24 protein-coding genes are annotated in these 25010 nt (G+C 42.7%); 1 reads left to right on the top strand and 23 read right to left on the bottom strand.

From position 1 onward, the window contains the following. Positions 1-60: 60 nt before the first annotated feature. The 3 genes from J2Z48_RS05300 to J2Z48_RS05290 all read right to left on the bottom strand — a co-directional run bounded on the left by J2Z48_RS05300 (position 61) and on the right by J2Z48_RS05290 (position 3833). The gene (locus J2Z48_RS05300) at positions 61-2394 is read right to left on the bottom strand and encodes an FtsK/SpoIIIE family DNA translocase (protein ID WP_307251581.1); all 2334 of its coding nucleotides are present in this window, start codon (positions 2392-2394) and stop codon (positions 61-63) included. Between the two features lie 439 nt (positions 2395-2833). Further along, the gene (locus J2Z48_RS05295) at positions 2834-3094 is read right to left on the bottom strand and encodes a YlzJ-like family protein (protein ID WP_307251580.1); all 261 of its coding nucleotides are present in this window, start codon (positions 3092-3094) and stop codon (positions 2834-2836) included. Next, a complete protein-coding gene (locus J2Z48_RS05290; RefSeq protein WP_370872889.1) occupies positions 3066-3833 on the bottom strand; it encodes a ClpP family protease in 768 nt (255 codons plus the stop codon). The genes J2Z48_RS05295 and J2Z48_RS05290 overlap by 29 nt, the downstream gene beginning before the upstream one ends. 137 nt (positions 3834-3970) lie before the next feature. Between J2Z48_RS05290 and J2Z48_RS05285 the strand changes: the two genes are divergently transcribed. After that, positions 3971-4528, top strand: coding sequence for a PadR family transcriptional regulator (locus tag J2Z48_RS05285; RefSeq protein WP_307251578.1), 558 nt, complete (start codon positions 3971-3973; stop codon positions 4526-4528). Positions 4529-4595: 67 nt separating this feature from the next. Here the strand turns inward: J2Z48_RS05285 and J2Z48_RS05280 are convergent, their stop codons facing one another. From J2Z48_RS05280 to infB, 20 genes are all read right to left on the bottom strand, one after another. Further along, entirely contained in the window at positions 4596-5201 is a 606-nt protein-coding gene (locus J2Z48_RS05280) for a hypothetical protein (RefSeq protein ID WP_307251576.1), read from the bottom strand. A gap of 193 nt (positions 5202-5394) precedes the next feature. Further along, the gene (locus tag J2Z48_RS05275; RefSeq protein ID WP_307251574.1) at positions 5395-6231 is read right to left on the bottom strand and encodes a lipase family protein; all 837 of its coding nucleotides are present in this window, start codon (positions 6229-6231) and stop codon (positions 5395-5397) included. A 138-nt stretch (positions 6232-6369) separates the two neighbouring features. After that, on the bottom strand, positions 6370-7989 hold the full coding sequence (locus J2Z48_RS05270) for a ribonuclease J (protein WP_370872888.1): 1620 nt from the start codon (positions 7987-7989) through the stop codon (positions 6370-6372). 196 nt (positions 7990-8185) lie between these two features. Then, positions 8186-9061 (bottom strand): 4-hydroxy-tetrahydrodipicolinate synthase, encoded by an 876-nt coding sequence (gene dapA / locus J2Z48_RS05265; protein WP_307251570.1) that lies wholly within the window; start codon positions 9059-9061, stop codon positions 8186-8188. A 14-nt stretch (positions 9062-9075) separates the two neighbouring features. Next, positions 9076-10302 carry an aspartate kinase gene (gene dapG / locus J2Z48_RS05260; protein ID WP_307251568.1) on the bottom strand — a complete coding sequence of 409 codons (1227 nt, stop codon included), beginning with the start codon at positions 10300-10302 and terminating at the stop codon, positions 9076-9078. A gap of 2 nt (positions 10303-10304) precedes the next feature. Next, a complete protein-coding gene (locus J2Z48_RS05255) occupies positions 10305-11348 on the bottom strand; it encodes an aspartate-semialdehyde dehydrogenase (RefSeq protein ID WP_307251566.1) in 1044 nt (347 codons plus the stop codon). A 152-nt stretch (positions 11349-11500) separates the two neighbouring features. Then, complete coding sequence (locus J2Z48_RS05250; protein ID WP_307251564.1) at positions 11501-12103, bottom strand: dipicolinate synthase subunit B; 603 nt, start codon at positions 12101-12103, stop codon at positions 11501-11503. After that, on the bottom strand, positions 12100-12999 hold the full coding sequence (gene dpsA, locus J2Z48_RS05245; protein WP_307251562.1) for a dipicolinate synthase subunit DpsA: 900 nt from the start codon (positions 12997-12999) through the stop codon (positions 12100-12102). Before dpsA ends, J2Z48_RS05250 begins: the two co-directional genes overlap by 4 nt. A 95-nt stretch (positions 13000-13094) precedes the next feature. Continuing rightward, on the bottom strand, positions 13095-13337 hold the full coding sequence (locus tag J2Z48_RS05240; RefSeq protein ID WP_131847876.1) for a YlmC/YmxH family sporulation protein: 243 nt from the start codon (positions 13335-13337) through the stop codon (positions 13095-13097). Between the two features lie 166 nt (positions 13338-13503). Next, on the bottom strand, positions 13504-13686 hold the full coding sequence (locus tag J2Z48_RS05235) for an aspartyl-phosphate phosphatase Spo0E family protein (RefSeq protein WP_072332556.1): 183 nt from the start codon (positions 13684-13686) through the stop codon (positions 13504-13506). Between the two features lie 15 nt (positions 13687-13701). Further along, complete coding sequence (gene dut, locus J2Z48_RS05230; RefSeq protein ID WP_307251558.1) at positions 13702-14145, bottom strand: dUTP diphosphatase; 444 nt, start codon at positions 14143-14145, stop codon at positions 13702-13704. Between the two features lie 11 nt (positions 14146-14156). Beyond that, positions 14157-15404, bottom strand: a complete 1248-nt coding sequence (locus tag J2Z48_RS05225) for a M16 family metallopeptidase (protein WP_307251556.1) — start codon at positions 15402-15404, stop codon at positions 14157-14159. An 80-nt stretch (positions 15405-15484) separates the two neighbouring features. Next, a complete protein-coding gene (locus tag J2Z48_RS05220; RefSeq protein ID WP_307251554.1) occupies positions 15485-16447 on the bottom strand; it encodes a polysaccharide deacetylase family protein in 963 nt (320 codons plus the stop codon). Between the two features lie 99 nt (positions 16448-16546). Next, positions 16547-18682, bottom strand: coding sequence for a polyribonucleotide nucleotidyltransferase (gene pnp, locus J2Z48_RS05215; RefSeq protein WP_307251552.1), 2136 nt, complete (start codon positions 18680-18682; stop codon positions 16547-16549). 129 nt (positions 18683-18811) lie between these two features. Then, positions 18812-19081 carry a 30S ribosomal protein S15 gene (gene rpsO / locus J2Z48_RS05210; protein WP_307251550.1) on the bottom strand — a complete coding sequence of 90 codons (270 nt, stop codon included), beginning with the start codon at positions 19079-19081 and terminating at the stop codon, positions 18812-18814. Between the two features lie 125 nt (positions 19082-19206). Next, positions 19207-20157 (bottom strand): bifunctional riboflavin kinase/FAD synthetase, encoded by a 951-nt coding sequence (locus J2Z48_RS05205; RefSeq protein ID WP_307251548.1) that lies wholly within the window; start codon positions 20155-20157, stop codon positions 19207-19209. Position 20158: 1 nt separating this feature from the next. Further along, positions 20159-21067, bottom strand: coding sequence for a tRNA pseudouridine(55) synthase TruB (gene truB / locus J2Z48_RS05200; RefSeq protein ID WP_307251546.1), 909 nt, complete (start codon positions 21065-21067; stop codon positions 20159-20161). After that, positions 21064-22044 carry a DHH family phosphoesterase gene (locus J2Z48_RS05195; protein WP_307251545.1) on the bottom strand — a complete coding sequence of 327 codons (981 nt, stop codon included), beginning with the start codon at positions 22042-22044 and terminating at the stop codon, positions 21064-21066. The genes truB and J2Z48_RS05195 overlap by 4 nt, the downstream gene beginning before the upstream one ends. Then, positions 22041-22397 carry a 30S ribosome-binding factor RbfA gene (gene rbfA, locus J2Z48_RS05190; RefSeq protein ID WP_307251543.1) on the bottom strand — a complete coding sequence of 119 codons (357 nt, stop codon included), beginning with the start codon at positions 22395-22397 and terminating at the stop codon, positions 22041-22043. The genes J2Z48_RS05195 and rbfA overlap by 4 nt, the downstream gene beginning before the upstream one ends. 56 nt (positions 22398-22453) lie before the next feature. Continuing rightward, positions 22454-25006, bottom strand: coding sequence for a translation initiation factor IF-2 (gene infB / locus J2Z48_RS05185; RefSeq protein WP_307251541.1), 2553 nt, complete (start codon positions 25004-25006; stop codon positions 22454-22456). Positions 25007-25010: the final 4 nt, after the last annotated feature.

Raw genomic sequence — 25010 nt, 5'->3', positions numbered from 1 at the left:
TAGCTCGCTTTTTTTAGTTTGCGTAATCGCTACCAAAAAATCAAGAGATTTTTTTATACCTTACGTATTGGAAATTTCTTGCATGCGTTCTTCTGTCACTAAAACCTCTCGCGGTTTACTGCCTTCATAGGGGCCTACAATGCCACGAGATTCCATCAAATCAATCAACCGCGCCGCCCGAGTATATCCGACTCGAAGCCGTCTCTGAAGCAATGACACTGAAGCGGTTTTCGCTTCCAGCACTAGCTGAACTGCTTGGGGATACATGTCATCATCAACTAACTCTGCACCTGAGTTCTCTGGTACATCAGGGATCATCTCTTCATTATAATGCACTTCTTGTTGATTTTTAACAAAATTTACTACCGATTCTACTTCTTCATCTGTCACAAATGTACCCTGTACACGGATCGGTTTAGGCGCACCGATCGGCATGTACAACATATCTCCACGACCTAGTAATTTTTCTGCGCCTCCCATATCTAGGATGGTACGGGAATCAGCTTGCGAGGAAACGGTAAAAGCAATTCGGGAAGGGATATTTGCTTTAATCACTCCAGTGATCACATCCACCGAAGGACGCTGTGTCGCTAAAATCATATGAATTCCAGCCGCACGTGCCATCTGGGCAAGCCGGCAAATAGCATCCTCGACATCTCCAGGCGCAACCATCATTAAATCTGCAAGCTCATCAACAATCACAACTATGTACGGCAAAATGGGCATCACAGCCTCGTCATTTCGCTCTCTTGCCAATTGATTATAACGCTCCAGATCGCGCGCGCCATTTTTAGCGAATAATTCATATCGCTTCTCCATCTCAGAAACCACTTTCTTCAAAGCAATGGCTGCCTTTCTCGGGTCTGTCACAACAGGTACAAGCAGATGAGGGATTCCATTGTATATATTGAGCTCCACCATCTTAGGATCAATCATCATTAGTTTTACTTCATCTGGTCTGGCTTTGTACAAAAGACTTATAATAATTCCGTTTACACAAACACTCTTTCCTGCACCCGTTGCACCTGCGACTAATAAATGCGGCATCTGAGCTAAGTTGGCAATCACGGCTTCTCCTGATATATCTTTTCCAAGTCCAATTGATAGCTTACTTGGATTTTTTTGGAATCCTGAAGAATCAATTACATCTCGTAAACCAACCATTGCTGTCTCTGAATTAGGTACCTCAATTCCGATCGCTGCTTTACCAGGGATAGGAGCCTCGATTCGGATCGATTTTGCGGCCAATGCTAGCGCAATATCGTTGGATAAACGTACGATTTGACTTACCTTCACCCCTACTTTGGGTTGAATCTCATATCGCGTTACTGCAGGTCCATGTTGAACATGGTTTACCTTTGCCTTTACTCCGAAATTTTCCAATGTCTCCTCTAATTTGGAGGCTTTTGATTTTAATTCATCCACATCTAGGCTATCTCTTTTCTTTAAGGCTCTCAAGATGGTAAATGGTGGGATTTTATAATGATCCAAACGCTCTGTAGTATGAAATTTCACAACTACATCTTCTCCATCGTTTTGGATTCTTTGTGGTGGTTCAGGCTTCATCTCAGAAGTTGATTTTAAAGAAAGAGTCAATTGCTTTGGTTTTTGCACAGGCTCCCCAGCAGGCACTGGATCTGGTTCGTAATAGTAAGCGATTGTAGGCTCAGAAGATGATGATGACTCCAATTCATCTCTAAACTCTGTATGTCGATCACTCTCTACCTCACGACTATACGATTGCTTTTTTTGTTGGCTCGCTTGTGCATTTTTTACTAGCATAGAATTGACATTTTTTTTAACGATGGCTCTATGACGTTGAAAAAGCACATATAGTTTCTGTAAAAATTGGATATATGAAATTCCGAATACGAGAAGAATCCCCGTTAACAAAAATGCGGACAAAGCGATGACTGTACCCACATCATCAAATAAGAAATGGAACATACCATAAATAAGCCCACCTATCATCCCGCCGCCTATATCCGTAGGAAGTCTGGATGAATATTCATTTATTAATAGATTCCATGTGGTATCCATAACAGGAGCCGCTTTGCCCGTTGCTTGTATGTACTGAAATGTATTGAAATGAACAAAGCCTAGTGTACACAAGACAATCATCAGAACTCCTGTCATCTTAGGCGTCCAATTTTGTGGCCATCTTCGTTTTGTCATGATGTATAGAGCAAGTCCAATTGTTACGATTGGAATAAGAAAATCCCATGTTCCAACTAAGAAACGAGATAAATATGTTAAATTTCGTCCAATTGCTCCCAAATTCGCTAAACTAATTACTGCAAGTGCTATCATTGCGATTCCATAAATTTCAAATAACAGGTCATGTTTCACACGACTCGCCCGTTTCACGTCTTTTCGTTTTTTCTTCTTGGACATCGTATCCCCTTCTCCCAAACCAAAACAGTCTTCAGAACATTATACATTTATTTGCCATATTTTTGTAGATATAAGTAGTATAAAATCTTCAGTTTTCCAATGTTACTGATGGATAAAATAAGTGGTTAAGAAGAATAGGGACGTATGATGAAGCCAGTCCCAGGACATATATCTGACCACAGCTCAAATAGTGAGCTTGTGAGGATGTGGAAAAGCGCCTACGCTCCGTCTATCGAAGTGTAGGCGCTTTTGGTGCTGTCCCCGCGCTCTTTGCGTGTTTGCACCTGCCCTAGCGGAGGATTGCGGAGCGGACATCTACTTCTCTGCGAAATCGGTATCTGAGCAGTGATCGAACAGATTCTCCGGCCCTCGATCACCTATTATTGCCCTTATACGGTTTATTGTGGATATCATAATCATAAGGCCACTTCACTCCCTACTACTGCCAGTCAAGAATGCTTTGCGATGAATATGTAGAATCCAGTAGTGGTTGTAGAGTAAGTTCCGTGCCGGGTTGGTATTTGGGATTTAGATAGTCTTGTGGGTCGGGGCTTAGGAGACGATTGATTTGAGCTTTTCCAGTAGGAAAAACTTCAATCACCATTTGAATCCCGTCAACGGTACATTCTTGAAAGTGAGGCTGATAGGCTTGATCAGTCTGGTTGTTCCAATCAGATGGTAAGATAGTCCATTGAATCACTGGAGATACTCTCCTTTTTCTCTTGAATCAAACGATCTAGTTCTTGCAAAGCACTCGAAATCCCGCCTACTTTATCAATCAACCCCATCTCAACGGCATCTTTCGCAACCACGTTTGTACCAATATCACGTGCCAGTTCTCCTGTTCGAAACATTAAATCTCGCAACTTCTCTTCTGTAACTCTGGAATGGCTAGAAATAAAATGAATAACCCGATCCTGCATTCTTTCTAGATACTCAAATGTTTGTGGCACACCAATCACTAAACCCGTCAACCGAACTGGATGAATCGTCATTGTGGCTGACTCCGCGATAAAGGAAGTACAAGTGGAAACAGCGATTGGCACACCAATGCTATGCCCCCCACCTAAGACGATCGATACAGTCGGTTTACTCATCGTAGCAATCATCTCTGCAATGGCTAAGCCTGCTTCCACGTCTCCCCCTACGGTATTTAAAATTAGTACAACCCCTTCAATCTTGGGATTCTGTTCAGCAGCTACAATTTGAGGAATGACATGTTCGTATTTCGTTGTCTTATTTTGTGGCGACATCACCATATGTCCCTCAATCTGTCCAATAATCTGAAGGCAAAATATATTAGACTCAAGCTGAGGAACATTGGTTTGTCCTAGAGATTGTAATGTTTGAAGCATGTTTTTCTTCTTTAGTTCATCGGCTATTGCCCGATCGGGTGCTACTTCTGGTGATTCAGCATTTGGATTTAACTCTTCATTCATCTGATACATTCTCATTCTCCTTATGTATACTCTAAGCTAATTTGCTTCTAATTTTGTCATCTTATACCATCATGATTGTAAAAAATTACTATTTTCTATATACTAACTAGTGAAAGATATATAGGAGAGGATGTCAGTTGGAATCTTTTGTTTATACCATTTTGGCGATCTTAGCAAGGGATAGTGGATCTAGCTTTGAAATTGCCAAGAGAATGGATTTGTGCTGGCAAACAAAACATAATCAGATTTATCCGATTTTAGTGGAAATGGAAGAGCGTGATTGGGTATCTTGTACCACGATCCCCCAGTCTGGAAAGCCTGATAAAAAGGTATTTTCGATTACGGAGCAAGGAAAAGAAGTACTTGCTAAGTGGATGCCTAATGTTTTTCAAGAACCGATTATTCGTGACGGATTTCTCGCAAAAATCTATGCACAATGGTTATTAGCTCCAGATACAATTGTTCAGTTACTCGAAGAACGAATGCAGTTTTTTCAGCACAAAATCGGGGAACATGAATCAGAAATTGCACAGCTAGAAGACGTTGCAGGTACTGCCCTCAAAGACCCTAGCAGTCCTCACTTCGGGCGCTATATCCTCCTCATGCGCAAATTACAAATGGAACAAGATGAATCAGACTGGTGCGCTTGGGCACTCGCTTTCTATCAAAAAGAGCCAGTTATTCAATATGAATAATAAACAAAGCCCTCCACTACCTGTGCTAAGACAGACTGTTGGAGGGTTTTGTTTTTTGCATTGAGCCTTATTTTATTTTATCGCCAGTCACTTTTTTATTAAATTCTCCCCAAGATTTATTAAACTCATCGATACTCGTCTGAAGCTGCTTATTAAGATCAGCATGCTTATCTACAAGATCTTTACCGGCAACCTCTTTACCATTCGTATTTAAAAAATTCTTATCTGCTTCAATGAGTTTCAACTGTGTCTCACTATATTGAACCTCAAGCTTTGAACTTTTCTCAAAGTCAGTAACAAACTGATCAGCCAATTTCTTCGTTTCAGCATCAGTAAATTTAGCAACTAATTCTTTTAGCTTTGGAATGTCACTAGCAAGCTTTTTAACAGCTTCATCGTAAGATTTTGCATCTTTTAAAGCATTATCTAAATATGGTTGAGCTTTTTTCGCTACATCTGGAGTGATTTTATTTCCTTGCAAAACCTTACCAAATTCCTCATATTGCCCATTGATTTTTTGGACTAATTCGTCATTTGTATTGGCCTTCTCAACTATTTTATTCATATCATCAGCAATCGCTGTTGCATTAACCTGATCTTTTATAAAAGAACAGCCTGTCGTAGCAGTTAATAGAAAGACCAACGTAGAGAGTGCTAAAATCCATTTTTTCAACAATATCATTCCTCTTTGTTATGTGTGTGATACAACGACTCTCATCATAATACAGGTCATGAATCATGTAAATATGAAATTAATTAAACATAAAAGTTTTTTTGATTATAATAAATAAAAAAACTCCTATGACATATAATTTCATAACTATAATCTGACGCAATGCTTCTTCTTAGAGAGCTGGGAATGAACATTACTTTTGAGCAACAGACAAGCTACATAAATCATCCGAAATAGCCGGACAAAATCCGGGATTCTGCTCACACATTTTCATTGCAAAGTCAGGAACCTGCAAACCAACGGCATTAAAATAGTTCTTCAAGGCATGATTTCTACCCAGTGGGATATCAAGCGGCGTTGATTTTTTGTTGCATTGAAACGAAATCGGAAATAGATGATGGACATGGGAATAAGAGATTGTCTCTTCTGTAAAAGGTGGGGGAATTTCAGAGATCGGGTTAAGTGGAATGTAATCATGAATATTGGCGATACGAATACTTTGAGGGACTAAAGAATTATACGCGTCGGCGAACCTAGGGTTGCCTACTCTAGGTGAACCGCTCTGGGAAACACAGATTCGTGAATAGGGGCCGTTTACGATTAAATCAGGGGCAGTTAGAGTGGCTAAGGCAGCTCCTAAGCTGTGACCAGTGAGGAAGATTGTCTTTTCGCTAGAGGTAGGAGCAAGGTTTGAAAGGGTAGAAAAGATCTGTTTTCTCAAAAGTCCATAAAGAAAGGTGAATCCTCTATGCGTTTTCCCTGCTCCCATAATCCAAGGAAAACGAGTTTGATAGATGTCCATATCGATACTAATATCAAATGGTTTCAGCGAAGTACCTTTGAAAGCAATTACGATACTATCATGATTCTCCATGATATAACCAAAGCCCTCAGCGCCTAGTGAAGAAGGAGTGGCGAGCTTCTCCACCAGTTGATATCCATAGCCACTTGGGATGACAAATTGTTCAGGATGATCCACATACTGTGTTTGATAACTGCAAGCAATTAAAAATAGGGCTCGTTGGAGCATAGAAATCCTCCTCTACTGGGCGTTTATCTTCGTATTTTATGCCCATCAGTCTGAAAAAGTTAATTTGAATTGTGGAAGCATAACAAAAAGCTGAATCCCTTGATTTCAAAGGACTCAGCTTAAGTAAGTGTAAGAGGTTTATACCTCCATGATAATTGGCAGGATCATCGGACGACGACGAGTACGTTCAAATAAAAATTTGCTTAGAGAATCACGAATGTTCGTCTTCAAAGATGCCCATTCGCTTACTTGATCTTTCATACAGCGTTCCATCGTATTACGAACCACATGATTTGCTTCATCAAGAAGCTTTTCAGATTCTCGAACATAAACAAAACCACGTGAAATGATATCGGGTCCAGCAAGGATCGTACCGTGTTCTTTACTTAGGGTGACCACTACTACAAGAATACCATCCTGGGATAAAAGCTTCCGATCTCGTAACACAATGTTTCCAACATCACCAACGCCAAGTCCATCAATTAGAACTTTGCCAGTTGGGATCTTCGGACCGTAACGGGCTCTCCCGTTTGCAATCTCGACTGTGTCTCCATTATCACAAATAAATACATTTTCAGGTCGTACGCCTACCGCTTCGGCAAGTTGGGCGTGAGCACGTAGCATACGATACTCACCATGAATCGGAATAAAATATTTTGGTTTTAGTAGACTGAGCATTAGCTTCAGATCTTCTTGAGAACCGTGACCAGACACGTGTACGTGGGCAACTGCACTATATACTACATCAGCACCAATTCGGAATAACTGATCTATCGTTTTACCGATCGCGCGTTCGTTACCTGGGATTGGGGTAGCCGCAATCACTACTGTATCTCCAGGTAGGATTTCCACCTTACGATGAGATGAATTTGCCATACGCGTAAGTGCTGACATGGTTTCCCCCTGGCTTCCAGTAGAGATAACCGCTACTTTATGTCCAGGAAGTCGATTAATATCATCGGTATCAATAATGAGATCTTCTGGCATTTGAAGATAGCCAAGTTCAGTAGCAATATTGATTACATTGATCATACTACGCCCTACAACGGCTAATTTTCTTCCGTAAAGTACACATGCATCCACTACTTGTTGGATACGATGGATATTGGAAGCAAAAGTAGCAACAATGATACGTTGCTTCGCATGTCGGAACGTTTCTTTTAAACTTTCACCTACGGATTGCTCAGAACCTGTAAAACCAGGACGTTCTGCATTGGTACTATCCGACAGAAGACAAAGGACACCCTTCTTCCCAAGTTCAGCCATCCGGTGCAAGTCTGCATACTGGTCATTCACTGGAGTCATGTCAAACTTAAAGTCGCCTGTATGAACAACCGCCCCTTCTGGTGTATCAACACAAACCCCTACTGAATCTGGAATACTATGGTTTGTTTGGAAGAAAGTTGCTTTTAGTTGTCCAAGCGTCAGTTCCGAATTTACATGAATCACAGTGCGCTTAATATCATGAACATGAGCCTCACGTAGCTTATGCTCAATTAACCCCATTGTTAATTGAGTAGCGTAAAGTGGTACTTTTAATTGCTTTAAGATATAAGGCAAGCCACCAATGTGATCTTCGTGTCCATGTGTAATAATAATTCCCCGTACTTTATCTTGGTTCTCAACAAGATAACTCACGTCTGGGATCACTACATCGATCCCCAGCATTTCTTCATCCGGGAACATAAGTCCAGCGTCGATTACGACAATATCATTCCCATATTGAATTGCGTACATATTTTTTCCGATTTCATCCATCCCACCGAGAGCAAAAATCAATAACTTATTGCCTCGTTGGTTCTTACTCAAAATTGTAACCTCCTAATAACTTTCGTATCACCCTAAACCGCACAAATCACACTTGCTCTTATTATATACGATTCAAATTTAATGTTGCAAGTAGAACAAAAAAAAGATACCTCTTTGGGTTGACCGTAAGAGGTATCTTTAAAACTTAACTATAAAATGCCTTTATCCAAACGTCTGCTGTACCTTTTTCCTCAGGTGTTAACGTTACAAGCGGTAAACGAACATGCTCTTCCATCAATTCCATACGGGATAAAGCATATTTTAAAGGTCCAGGACTAGTTGTAAAGAAAAGTCCGTGGAATACCGGGGTTAATGTATGATGAATCGCTTGTGCTTCTTGATGGTTACCCTCGAAGAAAGCATCGATCATTTGGTTCATCTCTACTCCTACTACATGGCTCGCAACACTTACTACTCCAGCTCCTCCTAATGCTAAGACAGGGAGCGTTAAGGCATCATCACCACTATATACAGCTACATCTTTCGGAACGAGACGAATTACGTCAGAGATCTGTGAGATGCTTCCACTCGCTTCTTTGATTGCCACTACATTTGGTAATGCTGCTAAACGTACGAGAGTCTCCGTCGAAATATTTACACTTGTACGTCCCGGAACATTATAAATCATGAGAGGAAGTTTTGTCTCATTATGAATAGCTGCAAAATGTTGATAGAGCCCTTCTTGAGAAGGACGATTATAATAAGGAGCTACCAACATAACTCCATCTACACCGATTTCCTCTGCTTGCTTCGTTAGGGCAATCGTATCTGCTGTGGAGTTACTCCCTGTTCCAGCGATCACTTTTACCCGTTTATTTACTTTTTCTAGCGTAAAGGAAAATAGTTTACATTTTTCTTCTTTGGTAAGGGTCGGAGATTCTGCTGTCGTACCCGAAACCACGATAGTATCTGTACCTGTTGCAATCAGATGTTCAATGAGTGCCTCTTGCTTATTCCAATCAATTTGTAAATTGGAATCAAACGGGGTGCACATCGCCGTAATCATTCGTCCAAAATTCATAAAATCCCTCCTGCTTAATCATTAACACGATGCAATTCAAATTTACGGTGCAGAGCTCGAACGGCACGGATCATATCTTCACCTTGAACTAACACCCAAATCGTAGTATGCGAGTCAGCTGATTGTAGTACTTGGATATCTTCTTCCGTTAGCGCTTCTAAAATTTTCGCCATCACTCCAGGGACACCTGTTATGCCAGCACCTACGGTAGAGACTTTGGCACAGTTTGGGCTTAGTTCTGGCTCTAGATCTAATTCGCGTAAGATCTGTTCTGCTTTTCCTGCTAAAGCGTCGTTTACAGTGTATGCGATCCCACTTGGGTTTACACTAATAAAATCTACACTAATTCCGTGATCAGCCATCTCTTTAAATACTTTTAGTTGTAAGTCAAATTGTCCCTGCTTCGCCGCAATTTTGATTTGAGTCACATTAGCCATCTGTGTAATCCCTGTTATTAAGCGATCACTTAGTTCACCAGCGAGACGATCCGTCTCAGGGCGACTCATCACCAACGTACCAGGATGGTCAGACATCGTCGATCGAACGCGAATCGGGACATTGGTTTGCATCGCAATCTCAACCGCACGGGGATGGACAACTTTAGCTCCTTGAAAGGCTAAATTACACATTTCGGTATACGTTACCGTATGAAGTGGCATTGCATCCTCAACGATTCGTGGATCTGCCGTCAAAACTCCTTCTACATCTGTAAAAATATCTATACAGTCTGCATTAAGAGCAACTCCAAGTGCAGTTGCCGAAGTATCGCTTCCCCCACGCCCTAAGGTTGTGATCTCTCCCTCTTCGGTCATTCCTTGGAAACCAGCCACAATGACCACTTTTCCGCGTTGCAATTCTTGTGTGATTCGCTTTGGCTGTAAATCAACAATTTGTGCATTGGTAAAGTTGTCATTGGTGATAATTCCCGCTTGTCCACCAGTAAGTACAACATGATCAATTCCATTTAGATGTAGCATGCTTGAAAAAACAGAAGAAGATATCAGTTCTCCGCAATGAAGTAGCAAGTCTAATTCTCTTGGTGCTAAACCAGCTCCATTATGATGGATCAACTCTAAAAATGTATCGGTTGCGTAAGGTTCACCTTTTCGTCCCATCGCTGACAGTACAACAACAAGGCTATATCCATCAGCGAGAGCACTTTTAATATGGTGCAACACCCGATCCCGTGTTTCAGACGTAGCAACGGAGGTGCCTCCGAATTTTTGTACTAAGATTTTCATGATTAACCCCTTCTTACCAGCCCATCTGCAACCAGCGCTTCAGCGATTTCAATGGCATTGGTAGCTGCGCCTTTAAGTAAATTATCCGAGACGATCCACATGTTTAGTCCTCTTTCATGTGTCAAGTCACGGCGAATACGACCTACAAAGGTTCTGGTATCCTCTGCACTCTGAAGTGGCATCGGGTACTCTTTTTCAGACAGATTATCTTGAACCACTATTCCGTCCGCATTTGCTAATAGCTCACGTACTTCTGCTAAATCAAAATCCTGTTGTAATTCAACATACACAGATTCACTATGCCCACGGAATACCGGAACTCGAACACAAGTAGCGGTTACACCAATGCGATCATCTTCGAAAATCTTTTTCGTTTCATTTACCATCTTCATCTCTTCATTGGTAAATCCGTTATCAAGGCCCACATCAATTTGCGGAATAACGTTAAAAGCGATTGGATAATGTAAGCTACCTTGAGGGAGAGCATTACATTCCATCACTTCACCCGATAGCACTGACTTCGATTGTTGTTGTAATTCTTCAATCGCTTCCCAACCAGCCCCAGATACGGATTGATAAGTTGATACGATTACTCGATCCATTCCGTAACGATCATAAAGCGGCTTTAATGCCACCACCATTTGAATCGTAGAACAGTTTGGATTCGCAATTAAGCCATTATGTTTTTGAAGAGCATGGCGATTTACCTCTGGAACAACAAGTGGTACATCGGGTGCCATGCGGAATGCACTTGTATTATCAATCACTACTGCTCCACGCTTTACAGCTTCTGGAGCTAAACGCTCACTAATACTCCCACCTGCACTAAAAAGAGCGATATCCACTCCTTCAAATGCTTCTGGAGTCGCCTCTTGAATCGCAATTTCTTGTCCACGGAATGTGATAGTCTGTCCAGCAGAACGCTTTGATGCTAGCGGACGTAGTTCTCCGACAGGAAAGTTTCTTTTTTCGAGAAACGCAATCATCTGAGTCCCTACTGCTCCCGTAGCTCCTACAACTGCAACAGTATAGCCTTGCTTTGACATGAATGTCCTCTCCATTCCTGCAAACAGTCAACTCAATTGCTGTCTGATCTCTATTTTTTGATAAAAAGGCTAGCCGCTCGAAGTGCCAGCCCGCACCATACAAACTCTATTTTATTTAACACGTTACAAGCTCAATCAAACATCCTCTTCTATTATGAGGGGAAATAGCGGTATTTTTCAACTATCAAAGGTTGCAATTGTCTTCCTTCTATCGCTTCTAGAACTGTGTCAGGTATGAGCTCCATACGTGCTACCATCGATTTTGGCTTTTTCTCAGGCGCATCCTGACCAAACGGAACAAAGTAAATATCTTTTGCCGCTAGGAGACGAGCCAGATTTTGCGCATTCAGTCCTAGAGCATCATTGGTAGAAATCGCTAATACCACTGGGCGATGATTTCTCATCTGCGCTTTGGCGGCCATTAAAACAGGTCCATCGGTTAAAGCATTAGCTAATCGGGCTAACGTATTTCCTGTACATGGAGCCACTACTAAACAGTCTAACATTTTCGAAGGTCCAATGGGCTCCGTTTCTTGAACGGTACTAAAAGGGCGCTTCCCTGTAATTTCTTCAATCTTTGCTTTCCAATCTTCCGCTGTCCCAAAACGTGAATCTACGGTCGCAACGGTATGAGAAATAATAGGAACGATGTTAGCACCTAGCTCTGTAAGCCTTCTCATCTGCGGTAAAACTTCATCATGAGTACAATGGGAACCTGACAATGCGAATCCAACGGTCAATCCACTAAAGTTCATTGTAGATTTCCCTCCTCGGCTACATTCTCCACCATCAATTTCATCATCGTACGAGCGATGATTTTACCAGCTGTTTTGGGTGCAACAATACCTGGTAAACTAGGTGCTAGAATCGCTTTAATCCCACGCTTTTTAGCAAATTCAAAATCCACTCCACCTGGCTTCGAGGCTAAATCGATAATCACAACATCATAGGGAGAATGACTTAAGACGGCAGAATCTAAGATCACAGCAGGTACAGTATTAAAGATAAAATCCGCATTTTCTACTTGCTCCCCTAACTCTGATGTATAGAAAGGATTTAATCCCATCTCAAAGGCACGGGCATAATCATCTGATTTGCGTACCCCCACTTTCACATGGGCTCCAATGGCTTGCAGAACTCTTGCTAAAGATAACCCCACTCTCCCTAGTCCGAGTACGATAGTTTGCGAATCATGAAGGGTAATATCGGCATTTTGAATGGCCATCATAAGAGCACCTTCAACAGTCGGAATCGAGTTGTAGATTGCAACATCATCTCGCATCATCAATTCAAAATAGTTGACTTGATTGCTCTCACATAAGTTCTTTAAATAGGTTTTTGCAAGTCCTGTAAAGAGAAGACAATGGCTTGGGAGTGCTTTAATATGTTCTTCAGTTAAATAGATCTCTTCTGAGGTAAATACACTGCTGATTTTCCCTTGATCATCTGTTCCGATGATAGGAAGAACGAGGATATCCGCTTGGGATAAGACCTTTTTTGTTAGTCGGCGTTGGGTGGCTCCACTAAATGGACTCTGCAAATTATCAAAGCCAATTAGGCTTACTTTTGCATTCATTTCGATGCAGCTTTTGATGACTTCCAGTTGCCTGGCATCGCCACCGAGGAAGACGACATGCTTGCCAATCAGCATCGCTTCTACTCCTTTCCCCAGGTAGGCTTTAGTCCTCCCTTTTGGGCTATCTATCAGCATCATATGTATACACGCCCAACACGGTTACCTCTTTTTTAGGATCTCCTGCCCGAATCGATAATGACCATCTCAGGTCCCACTTTTCGAATCATTCCCCAAGCTACACGCACCTCATGACTTCGCTTTTTAAAGACCGAGGTGCCACCCATTGGAATTAAAATGCTTTCAATCTGTCCACTATTTGGGTCAATCACCAGATCGGCATGGGAAAATGAACCTAAACGCTCCCCACTTGTTAGATCAACGCACTCTTTATTCGCCATCTCACTCCAGCGCATTTTTCGACTCCCCTTTAAATTCGCTATCATTACTTTTCAGTTTATAAGATATATTGGTTTATATTATGTGAGCAGGCATAGGACAATGATCAATTTTTGAAAGATATAAATTCATTAAAAATACCCTCAACCAATGGTAAGGGTATTTGAATTAAGCTAGAGTATTTTATTTGACCAGCTTCATTTTCTCACGTTGAATCTCATTAATAAGGAGATCTAATTTTTGGCTAATGCTTAAAACTCGTGAGTCTTTCAGGTGAGCAGGGTTTCCATTGACCATTCGATGTAATTTGGAGCGAAGGATCTCAATCTCCGCTTCTAAACGTTTCATTCGCAGTGTACCCGTCAAGTGGACACCCTCTTTCTATTTCCCTGTATGTCCAAATCCACCTGTTCCTCTAGCTGTTTCTTCTAGTTGTTCTACTTCTACTAATTTTACAGATGCAACCTGTTGAAATACCAATTGCGCAATTCGGTCTCCACGGCGAATTTCAAATGGTTCTTCACCAAAGTTGATGAGGATTACACCAATTTCGCCGCGATAATCTGCATCAATCGTACCAGGTGTATTGAGCACCGTAATCCCATGCTTTAGAGCTAGTCCGCTTCTAGGACGAACCTGTGCTTCTAAACCAATTGGCATTGCCATCGCAAGACCCGTTGGAATCAGCTTTCGTTTTCCTGGCTCTAGCACAAGTGTCTCCGAAAGAGCGGCCCGTAAATCGAAGCCACTTGCGCCTTGAGACATCTGTTCGATTTTAGGAAGATCTTCATTTCCTGGTAAAATCATGATTTGTATGCGTTCCATATCCATTTCTCCTAGCCTCGAAAAGAATTAGGTACCTTGCCATCTGGTGAGATAATCGCCAATGACATGGGTGATGAGAGGGTGGTACGTGCCATCTCATTCAATTCATCGAGTGTTGTACATGTCACATGTTCCATAATTTCATCTAATGTGTAATGTCGTCCTAACAAAATTTCATTACGCCCCAATCGGCTCATACGATTGTTGGTACTTTCTAGGCCCAACATGATGCTACTTTTCAATTGCTCTTTTGCCTTTCTGAGCTCTGAATCCGTTATCCCATGTGCCATAACTTGATCCAAAGTATGGTGAATCACGTCCATAACTTCTTCTTCCTGACCAGGTGCAGTCCCTGCATATATAGCAAATACCCCTGTTTCCTTATGTGCGGAGTGATACGAGAAGACCGAATAAGCAAGACCTCGTTCCTCGCGAATCTCCTGAAATAACCGAGAGCTCATATTGCCTCCCAAGATATTATTCAATAAAATAAGCTGATATAAACGAGAATTCCCGATCGCCAGACCCGGTAAACCAACACAGAGATGCGTTTGCTCTGTCACTTTTTGCTTTATTCTTTGTTGTGGAGTAAAGACAGGTAGATCCATAGCTGATTGGACCTGACTTCCCGAGTAATTTGCAAATTTCTCTTCAATTTGTTGTAAGAAATTCTCTGGTAAATTCCCTGCAATAGACACAATCACATTATGCGGATGATAATGATCATTCATATAAGATAAAAGTTGATCTCGTGTGTAAGATTGAATATTTTCAACTGTACCAATGACCGGAAGACCTAGTGAATGATTACCTAGAGAAGCTTCTGCTAATAAGTCATGTACGAGATCATCTGGAGTATCCTCTACCATGCGAACTTCTTCGATAATCACTTTCTTCTCTTTTTCAATCTCTTCCGAACGAAACTCAGAATGAAAGAGCATATCGGTTAAGATATCTAAAGCAGTTGGAAAATGTTCATCTAACACTTTCGCATAATAACAAGTCATCTCTTTTGCGGTAAAAGCATTTACTTGTCCGCCAATTTCATCGAAACTCTCTGCTAATTGACGAGCGGTCCGCGTTGCCGTTCCTTTAAATAACATGTGTTCGATAAAATGCGAGATCCCATTATTTTGGGGTGTCTCTCTTTCAGAACCCGCTCCCGTCCAAATTCCCAAGGCAATTGAGCGGACATGCGGAATAGACTCCGCCACAATCCTCACTCCATTGGGAAGAGTATGCTTTATGATCACTGTCATCCCCCTACTCTATCTATAAAAAGCGAGCCAGAAAACCTTGCTAACATCCCCACTATAGCAGAATTGAAAAGATCGCTCAATTAGTCGATTCGTTCTGGTGATAGAACTTTTCCGACACTTGTCAGAACAAGCCCTTTTTTCTTTACTTCTTGAATAATAGCAGGCAATGCATCCACTGTACGATCCGTTGGATGTGTTAATAGGAGCATGCCTGGTTCCACTTTCTGAGCACGACTTACGATCATCTCAGGTGTCGAACTCTTCTTCCAATCAATCGTATCACACGTCCAGAGAACGGTTTTCATTTTGTACTTCTCTACCATCTCCACTACTTGTTGATTAAAGTCACCAGCTGGTGGAGCAAACCATTTGCTATGAATCTGAAGAGTTTGATAGATTAAATCCTCTGTTCGGGTGATCTCTCTTTCCACCCGCTCTTTCGAAACTTGGCCCATTAATGGATGAGTATAGCCATGATTTCCTATCTCATGCCCTTTTTTCACTAATTCTTTTGCTACTTCTTGATTTTTATTTAACCAAGATCCATCTAGGAAGAAGGTGGCTTTAATCCCTTCTTTATCAAGAATAGATAACATCTCTTTTAAATGTTCCGTCCCCCAAGCCACATTCACCATTAATCCTACTGCTTTTTGTTCTGAATTTCCTCTATAAATAGGGGCGTTTCCCAAGTCAGACAAGCGCTTTTTAGGAGCTAGTTTTTTATATTTCCAGACAATCTCACCACTATTTTTTTGCATAGAAGCTTTCAGAGAGCCCTCCACATCTACCTCCTGTCCATCCAATTCTGGAATGGCTTTCCACACTGAATCCATTTTGGCATCAACGGGTGGTCTGTAGTGTTTCGCTGCATCTTCCTTAATCTTTTGTAGGTAACGTTTTTCCTCATCTGTATATTGGGCCATAGAGAGAACAGGGCCACTTTTCACTTGCATAACAAACTGTTGGATCGATTCGGTTTGAACGATGGATATCGCGATTATAAAAGAAATAAAGATGGCTATTATTCGTTTGGAATCACTCATCTTAGGACACCTCCCATGCTTACACGGTATGCAGGAGTTGTCCATTTCAGCACGTTTTCCATATAAAAAAGAGACAGATCGCTCTGGCTCTTTTACATCCTATGAAGGAGTGTCCGCTTTTTTATTTTCTTCTTCTGCTTTTAATAGTACTTTTCGTGAGAGGTTCACACGTCCTTGATCGTCGATCTCTGTCACTTTCACTTCAATTTTATCGCCTACATTCACGACATCTTGAACTTTTGCAACACGATTCACATCAAGTTGGCTAATGTGTACTAATCCCTCTTTCCCTTGGAATAGTTCCACAAATGCTCCGTATTTCTCAACACGTTTGACAGTACCTAGGTAAACTTGTCCTACTTCTACTGTGCGTACTAGATCTTCAATGATTTGCTTCGCACGGTCATTTGCTTTTGCATCTGGGGAAGCAATATAGATACGTCCATCTTGCTCGATATCGATCTTAACGCCTGTTTCTTCAATAATCTTATTGATTACTCTTCCACTAGGTCCGATCACATCGCGAATCTTATCTGGATGAATGCGCATCGTCATGATTTTAGGAGCATACTGTGATAACTCTTCACTTGGCTCTGAGATAGTTGCCTCCATATTATCTAACAGAAGGAGACGTGCTGCCTTCGCTTGCTCAAGCGCGCGTTCTAAAATCTCCCGATTAATCCCTGAGATTTTGATATCCATTTGTAGGGCAGTCACACCATTGCGAGTACCAGCCACTTTAAAGTCCATATCACCCAGATGGTCTTCCATACCTTGAATATCGGTTAGAACAGCTACTTTGTCTTCCTCTTTAATCAAACCCATCGCAATTCCAGCAACAGGAGCTTTAATCGGTACACCTGCATGCATTAGCGCTAGGGTAGAAGCACAAATACTTGCCTGTGAACTAGAACCGTTAGACTCTAATACTTCCGACACACAGCGAATGGTGTAAGGGAAATCCTCTTCTGTTGGAATAACAGGCTCCAATGCGCGTGCACCTAATGCACCATGACCAATTTCACGACGTCCCGGAGCGCGGAGAGGGCGTGCATCCCCTACACTATACGGTGGGAAATTGTAATGATGCATGAAGCGTTTAGACTCTTCTAAGTCAAGTCCATCTAAGATCTGGACATCCCCAAGTGCACCTAATGTACAGATGCTCAGTACTTGCGTCTGGCCACGACGGAACAGACCAGATCCATGCGTACGAGGAAGAATTCCAGTCTCGCTCGCTAATGGGCGAATTTGCTCAGTTGTACGTCCATCAGGGCGTTTCCCTTCTTCCAAAATCAAACGACGTACTTCTTTTTTCACAAGTGAATCCAGAACAATGTGGATGTCCTTACTTAAAGCCGCAAATTCTTCTTCCGAAAGCTCTGCTTGGAAAGCTTGAACGACTTCGCTTTTCACTGCATCGATCGCTTCTTGGCGAGCTTGCTTCTCGATCACTTGAACAGCAAGAGTGGTCTTAGAGAGGGCCATTTCGCTAATCCGAGCTTGTAATTCAGAGTCCACCTCATATAAAGTGGTCTCCATCTTACTCTGACCTACTTGAGCCACGACCTCTTCTTGGAACGCTACTAAGCGACTGATTTCTTCATGACCAAACAGGATGGCTTCTAAGATCGTCTCTTCTGGGATCTGTTTAGATCCTGCTTCGACCATATTAATTCCATCTTTGGTACCTGCAACTACGAGGTGTAAGTCTGAGTTGTCCATCTGTTCAACCGTAGGATTTAGTACAAGTTTACCTTCTACACGTCCTACAATCACACCCGCAATCGGACCTTCAAACGGAATATTTGAAATCGACAATGCTAAAGATGTACCAATCATGGCGGCAACCTCAGTGGAACAATCTTGATCGACTGACATTACTGTATTTACGATTTGCACATCGTGGCGATAACCGTCTGGAAATAACGGACGGACAGGGCGGTCAATCAGACGACTAGCCAATACAGCTTTCTCACTTGGTCGCCCTTCTCGCTTAATAAAGCCACCTGGGATTTTCCCTACCGCATATAAGCGTTCTTCATAATTCACGGTTAAAGGAAAGAAATCTAAGTCCTTCGGCTCCTTGGATGCCACAACTGCAGTCATGACAACTGATTCTCCGTAACGAACAAGCACGGATGCATTCGCTAAGGTTGCATATTTGCCAATTTCAAAGGAAAGCTTCCTACCGGCAAGCTCCGTTTCAAAAACAACAGGTTGTTGATGTTGCATATGCCTGTTAAATCCTCCTCTCGTCAACGAGACAACATTCCAATATTCTTCATTTAAACAGTATTTCCTTCTCGTACGTCATTTAATATAAATAACAAAAAGCGGGGTGCAAAACCCCGCTAATCGAAACTATCGACGTAAACCAAGTCTGCCAATCAACTCGCGGTAACGAGTGATGTCCTTGTTTTTAAGGTAAGTAAGCAAGTTACGACGATGACCTACCATTTTTAAAAGTCCACGACGGCTGTGGTGGTCTTTCTTATGGTCTTTCAAGTGACCGTTCAACTCATTGATGCGATAGGTCAACATAGCGATTTGCACTTCTGGAGACCCAGTATCGCTTTCGTGAGTTTTATACTCACTGATGATTTCACGTTTTTTATCCAAAGACAAGCTCATTAGCATGTCACCTCCTGTTTTATTACCGAAAACCCCTGTAACCCAGATTGTCGTCGAGGCAATCGAGCGATCCGAGCTAAGGTTGCATCAGTATACCTGAAGCATTATATCATAGAGAACCTTTGTTATACAAGGGAAGTCGAAGTATGTGTAGAGAGCCACCCTATAGCCTGTTGTTTATCTATTCGAATCTGATCCACTAATGCATCAACAGATGGGAACTTCTGCTCAGGACGGATATAGTGAAGGAATTCAATATCTAACACTTGGTCATATAGGTCTCCTTGAAAATCAAGAAGATGGACTTCATATCTCTCTCTCGGTACTGGATCCGTAAAAGTTGGACGAATCCCGATATTCATAATCCCGTAACTTTGACGTTGCTCATGCAAAACACGAACGACATACACACCGCGATTCGGAGAAAAATAAGAATATAATTCTTGTAAATTGGCTGTCGGGAAGCCCATTAATCTCCCTCGTTTATCTCCGTGTATGACCGTACCTCTCGTTCGATATGGACGACCTAGCATTTGATTGGCTAGCTCGATCTGTCCAGCGGTTAAAGCTTCCCTGATTCGCGTACTGCTGACTGGAACCTGATCGATTAGCACAGGTCCCACCTGCCTTGTCACAAATCGTCCTTGCCCAAGTCGTTCTAAATCTTGAGGCGTTCCTGCTGCAAAACGACCAAAGCGGTAGTTAAAGCCCGTTACCACTCCGACCACTCCCAGTGGAAGCAAAATTTCTTCCACAAATTGATCGGCAGAAAGCTTTGCGAACTCCTCATCAAATTTCATAATATAAGCTTGCTGAAGTCCGTGTTTCTCAAAGAGTTGCAATTTCTCAGGAAGAGGGGTCATAAAGCGCAAATTAGCTTCTTTCCCTAGCACTTCACGAGGATGAGGGGAAAATGTCATCACGGCTGGCTTTGCTTGTAACTCTTCTGCTAATCGGCTCGCTTCCGCTAACACAGCCTGATGCCCCAGATGAATCCCATCAAAGTAACCTAATGCCATTACCACTCGCCCGTTATTCACTTGTCGTATAGGGTACGTAATATGATTCCTTTGCATACTATTCCACATCCCGAAATACTTTTTCCGGTTTTGCTACGCCATCTTCCACCAACCGATAAATGGCACAAAATCGCCCTGCCTCTGTATACACTCTTATGAGCTCTGCATCACGTGTCACTAGCTGATTCACCTGAATGGGTTTGCCATCTAACACATTATGCCCTTCTTGCTCCGACACAATTAAGCTAGGAAAGTGGGAGATCGCCTCTCCAATAGGAACTAGTGCATCATCTAGACGGCCGTTTGCTTGTAGATCCGCTACTTCTTCTAACGTGAAGCAAGACTCCGATTGAAACGAACCGCTCTCTACACGTATTAAAGAAGTCATATGAGCGGGTGTACCCCAAGATTTTCCGATATCCACACATAAAGTTCGTACATACGTTCCTTTCGAACATAATACATCAAACTCGATTTCAGGATACTCTCCATTTTGAAAATCGATACATGTTAACTCATAAATGGTTGCTTTGCGTGGTTTACGTTCTACAACCTTCCCCTCACGCGCTAAATCATACAGACGCTTCCCTTGAACCCTTACAGCTGAGTACATTGGGGGAATCTGTTCAATTTCTCCTAAAAAAGAAGAAAACATTTGATCAATTTCTTCTTTCGTAAGAGAGCGATTGAAAAGTTTATCTTCGATAACAGCACCTGTCTGATCTTCTGTATCAGTCGCTATTCCTAGTTTTAGTCTACCACGATAACGTTTTGGCAAATCCTGAATATATTCAACCACCCGTGTACCTTGGCCTAAACAAATAGGAAGCACGCCCTCCACTTCTGGATCGAGCGTGCCCGTGTGTCCTACTCGTTTCTGACCAGCTATTCGACGGATGCGTCCCACCACATCGTGAGAAGTCATCCCACGGGGTTTATAGATGGGAAGAACACCGTGCCAAGTCATACTGGCAAGCCCCCTAAACGCTCATAAATTGCCTCTAAAACTTGTCGTTTTACTACTTCCATCGACTTCTCATCCATGGAGCATCCAGCTGCTCTAGCATGACCGCCGCCACCAAATGATTTTGCCACTTCTCCTACATCCACAAGCCCGCGAGAACGAAGACTCACCTTGATATGATGATCGCTTTCCTCACGAAACAGGATTCCAACGTCTACCCCTTCAATGTTACGGGCGTAATTTACAATCTCCCCGATATCATCTGAAGTAGCATCTAGTCCTTTAAAATCATCCTGTGTTAATACCATCCAAGCCACTTTTCGATTGGACGAAAGCGTCAAGGTCGATAAAGCGACTTGGAGTAATTGTAGTTCCTTAAACGAAACCGTTTCTAACAGACGATCGGCTAGGTGATGACCTGCGATTCCCGTGCCCACTAACTTAGCGGCTTGCATGAGAACCTTGGGAGAAGTATTCGAATACCGAAAACCACCCGTATCCGTCAGCAACCCAGCATAGAGACATGTTGCGATCGTTTGATCGAGTGGAAACTCTAACTCTTCCACCCAGTCCATCAGAATCTCCACCGTAGAAGATGCATCTGGCACCACCCTATTTACTGCACCATATAAATCATTGGTCGCATGATGATCGATATTGCAAATTTGTACGCCTTCTGCAAACAGATGACGTACCTTTCCAATACGGGCTTCATCCGCACAATCAAGGGCAAGTACATATTGAAATTGCCTTCCAACCTCTTCTGCTGGCTGAATCTGATCTGCATCAGGGAGAAATAGATATCGATCGGGCACATCAGAATCATTGACCAATGTAACCGTCTTCCCTAACGATTTACAAATCCAAGCCGCGGCTAAAGTGGAACCAATGGCATCACCATCTGGATGAAGGTGCCCTGTAATTAATACATGGTCTGCTGATTGGATGAAGCGAGTCACATCTGCAAACGAATGCATCATGTATCTTGCTCCGGTGTCTTTACATCATTTAGCAATTTGGAAATATGAGCATGATGCTCCAGAGATTCGTCCATCACGAAGACTAACTCTGGAGTATGACGCATGTGGACACGACGGCCCACTTCAGAACGCAAGAATCCTTTTGCTTTTTCTAAGCCATGTAAGGAATCTTGCTTTTGTTCTGCACTACCAAACACACTAATGTAAATTTTAGCGATGGATAAGTCCCCACTCATCTCAACATCCGTAATGGTAACAAATCCAATACGTGGGTCTTTTAATTCTTGTTGCACGATTAAGCTTAATTCTTTCTTAATCTGTTCGCCGACTCGGCTCACTCGGATGCGTGCCAAGATCAGCACCTCCTCCGTCTAGAAAAATGTGATATCGGCATCGAAGAGATGCGAGACTACTTCCGCTCTACTTCTTGGATCACGTAAATTTCAAGTTGGTCGCCTTCTTGGATATCATTATATTTTTCCAAAGTGATTCCACATTCATACCCTGTAGCAACTTCTTTTACGTCATCTTTAAAGCGTTTCAGTGCATCCACTGTACCATCATGAACAATAATGCCTTCACGAATTACGCGCACTTTGCCGTCACGAACCACTTTACCTTCTAAGACATAACAACCTGCAATCGTACCCACTTTGGATACTTTGAAGGTTTGACGAACTTCTACCAAGCCAAGAACTTTCTCTTCATACTCAGGGTCTAGCATACCCTTCATAGCAGATTCAATTTCTTCTAAAGCTTTATAGATAATGGTGTGCAGACGAACATCTACACTTTCCTTCTCTGCAGCAGTACGTGCATTGTTATCAGGACGTACATTAAATCCAATTACGATGGCGTTAGAAGCAGATGCCAGTGTAATATCTGATTCTGTAATCGCTCCGACACCGACATGAATAATCTTTACCCGAACGCCTTCCACTTCAATCTTTTCTAAAGATCCCCGTAATGCCTCAGCAGAACCTTGTACGTCTGCTTTGACAATGATATTGATCTCTTTCACTTCGCCTTCTTGGATTTGCTTAAATAGATCATCCAAGGTTACGCGACTTCTAGACCCGCGATCTTCTTCACGTTGTTTCATCTCACGACGATCTGCAATGGCACGAGCTTTTCGCTCATCTTCAAACACGATAAATGGATCTCCAGCACTTGGAGCTTGAGGCAATCCCAAGATCTCAACTGGTGTAGAAGGTAGAGCCGTTTTCACTCGGCGACCACGATCATTTACCATTGCTCGGATCTTACCAAAGTAGTTACCTACAACGACTGCGTCACCTACATGCAATGTACCATTTTGTACGAGAATGGTCGCAACAGCACCGCGTCCTTTATCTAACTCAGCTTCGATTACTACACCACGGGCGCGTTTATTCGGATTTGCTTTATATTCTTGAACCTCTGATACTAAGAGAACCATTTCAAGCAAATCTTCAATACCCTCGCCTTTGATAGCAGCAACTGGTACGAAAATGGTATCTCCGCCCCATTCTTCTGGAACCAATTCATACTCTGTCAATTGTTGCTTAATACGATCTGGATTTGCATCTAGCTTATCCATTTTGTTTACAGCAACAATGATCGGTACACCGGCAGCTTTCGCATGGTTGATCGCCTCAATCGTTTGTGGCATCACACCATCATCAGCCGCAACAACTAAGATCGTAATATCGGTAACCTGCGCTCCACGAGCACGCATACTTGTAAATGCAGCATGGCCTGGAGTATCAAGGAACGTAATCTTTTTACCATTTACATCTACTTGATAAGCACCAATATGTTGAGTAATTCCACCCGCTTCTCCGGAAGTTACATTGGAAGAACGAATCTTATCCAGTAAAGTTGTTTTACCATGGTCTACGTGTCCCATGATGGTAACGACTGGTGGGCGCTCTTCGAGGTTTGCATCTTCATCAGATTCTGCTACATCTTCGAATAAGGACTCATCAATCTCTTCCTTGTAGGTAACTGGGATTTTAAACTCTTCGCCAATTACTGCCATGGTCTCTACATCGATTTCTTGGTTAATCGTAGCCATGATTCCTGCTTTAATTAAGCTACGGATTACCTCAGAAGCTTCTTTACGAAGTAATCTAGCAAACTCTCCTACTGCAAGAGGTCCAGAAACCACGATTTCCTTTGGTAGAACTGGGGCGATTTTCTCCTTAGGAGCCTGTCTTCTACCCTTCTTACCAAATCCTTTACGTGGACCAGAACGAGGTTTAGAGTTTCTTTCATCCGAAGAATCATAAGAACGGCTATGCTTTTTAGCTTGCTCCTTCTTCGAAGCAAATGGACCACCTGCACCGGTAGTCGGGCGAACATCAGGAGCTACAAAGGTAGCTGGACGTTGACTGTTCCCACCTCCGCCGGAACGTGGACCACGATCTCCTCCTGGACGTGGACCGCGATCTCCCGCTGGACGTGGACCGCGATCTCCCGCTGGGCGTGGACCACGGTCTCCTCCTGGACGTGGACCGCGATCTCCCGCTGGGCGTGGACCACGATCTCCCGCTGGGCGTGGACCACGATCTCCTCCTGGACGTGGACCGCGATCTCCGCTTGGACGTGGACCGCGATCTCCGCTTGGACGTGGACCGCGATCTCCGCTTGGACGTGGACCGCGATCTCCGCTTGGACGTGGACCACGGTCTCCGCTTGGACGTGGACCGCGATCTCCCGCTGGGCGCTGGCTACTTTCACTATTATTTACTTCAGGTTTTTTGGGGGTTGTTGCCTCTCCCTGAGGCTTGCTCTCGCTTGGTTTTGCGTTTGCTTCCTCTTTTACTTTTTTGTTAAATTGCTCCACTTTTTGTATCATTCCTTCGTCCATCACGCTCATGTGATTATTAACTTTCGTGTTCATTCTCTCTAGAATCGTGAGAACCTCTTTACTACTCATATTTTGCGCTTTGGCGTATTCATACACACGCATCTTAGCCATCCCA

The organism is Croceifilum oryzae (assembly GCF_030814315.1).
In the GTDB taxonomy this organism is placed as follows: Bacteria; Bacillota; Bacilli; order Thermoactinomycetales; family Thermoactinomycetaceae; genus Baia; species Baia oryzae.
The sequence above is the reverse complement of the archived record's forward strand: the minus strand, read 5'-3'. Positions and strand labels throughout refer to the sequence as shown.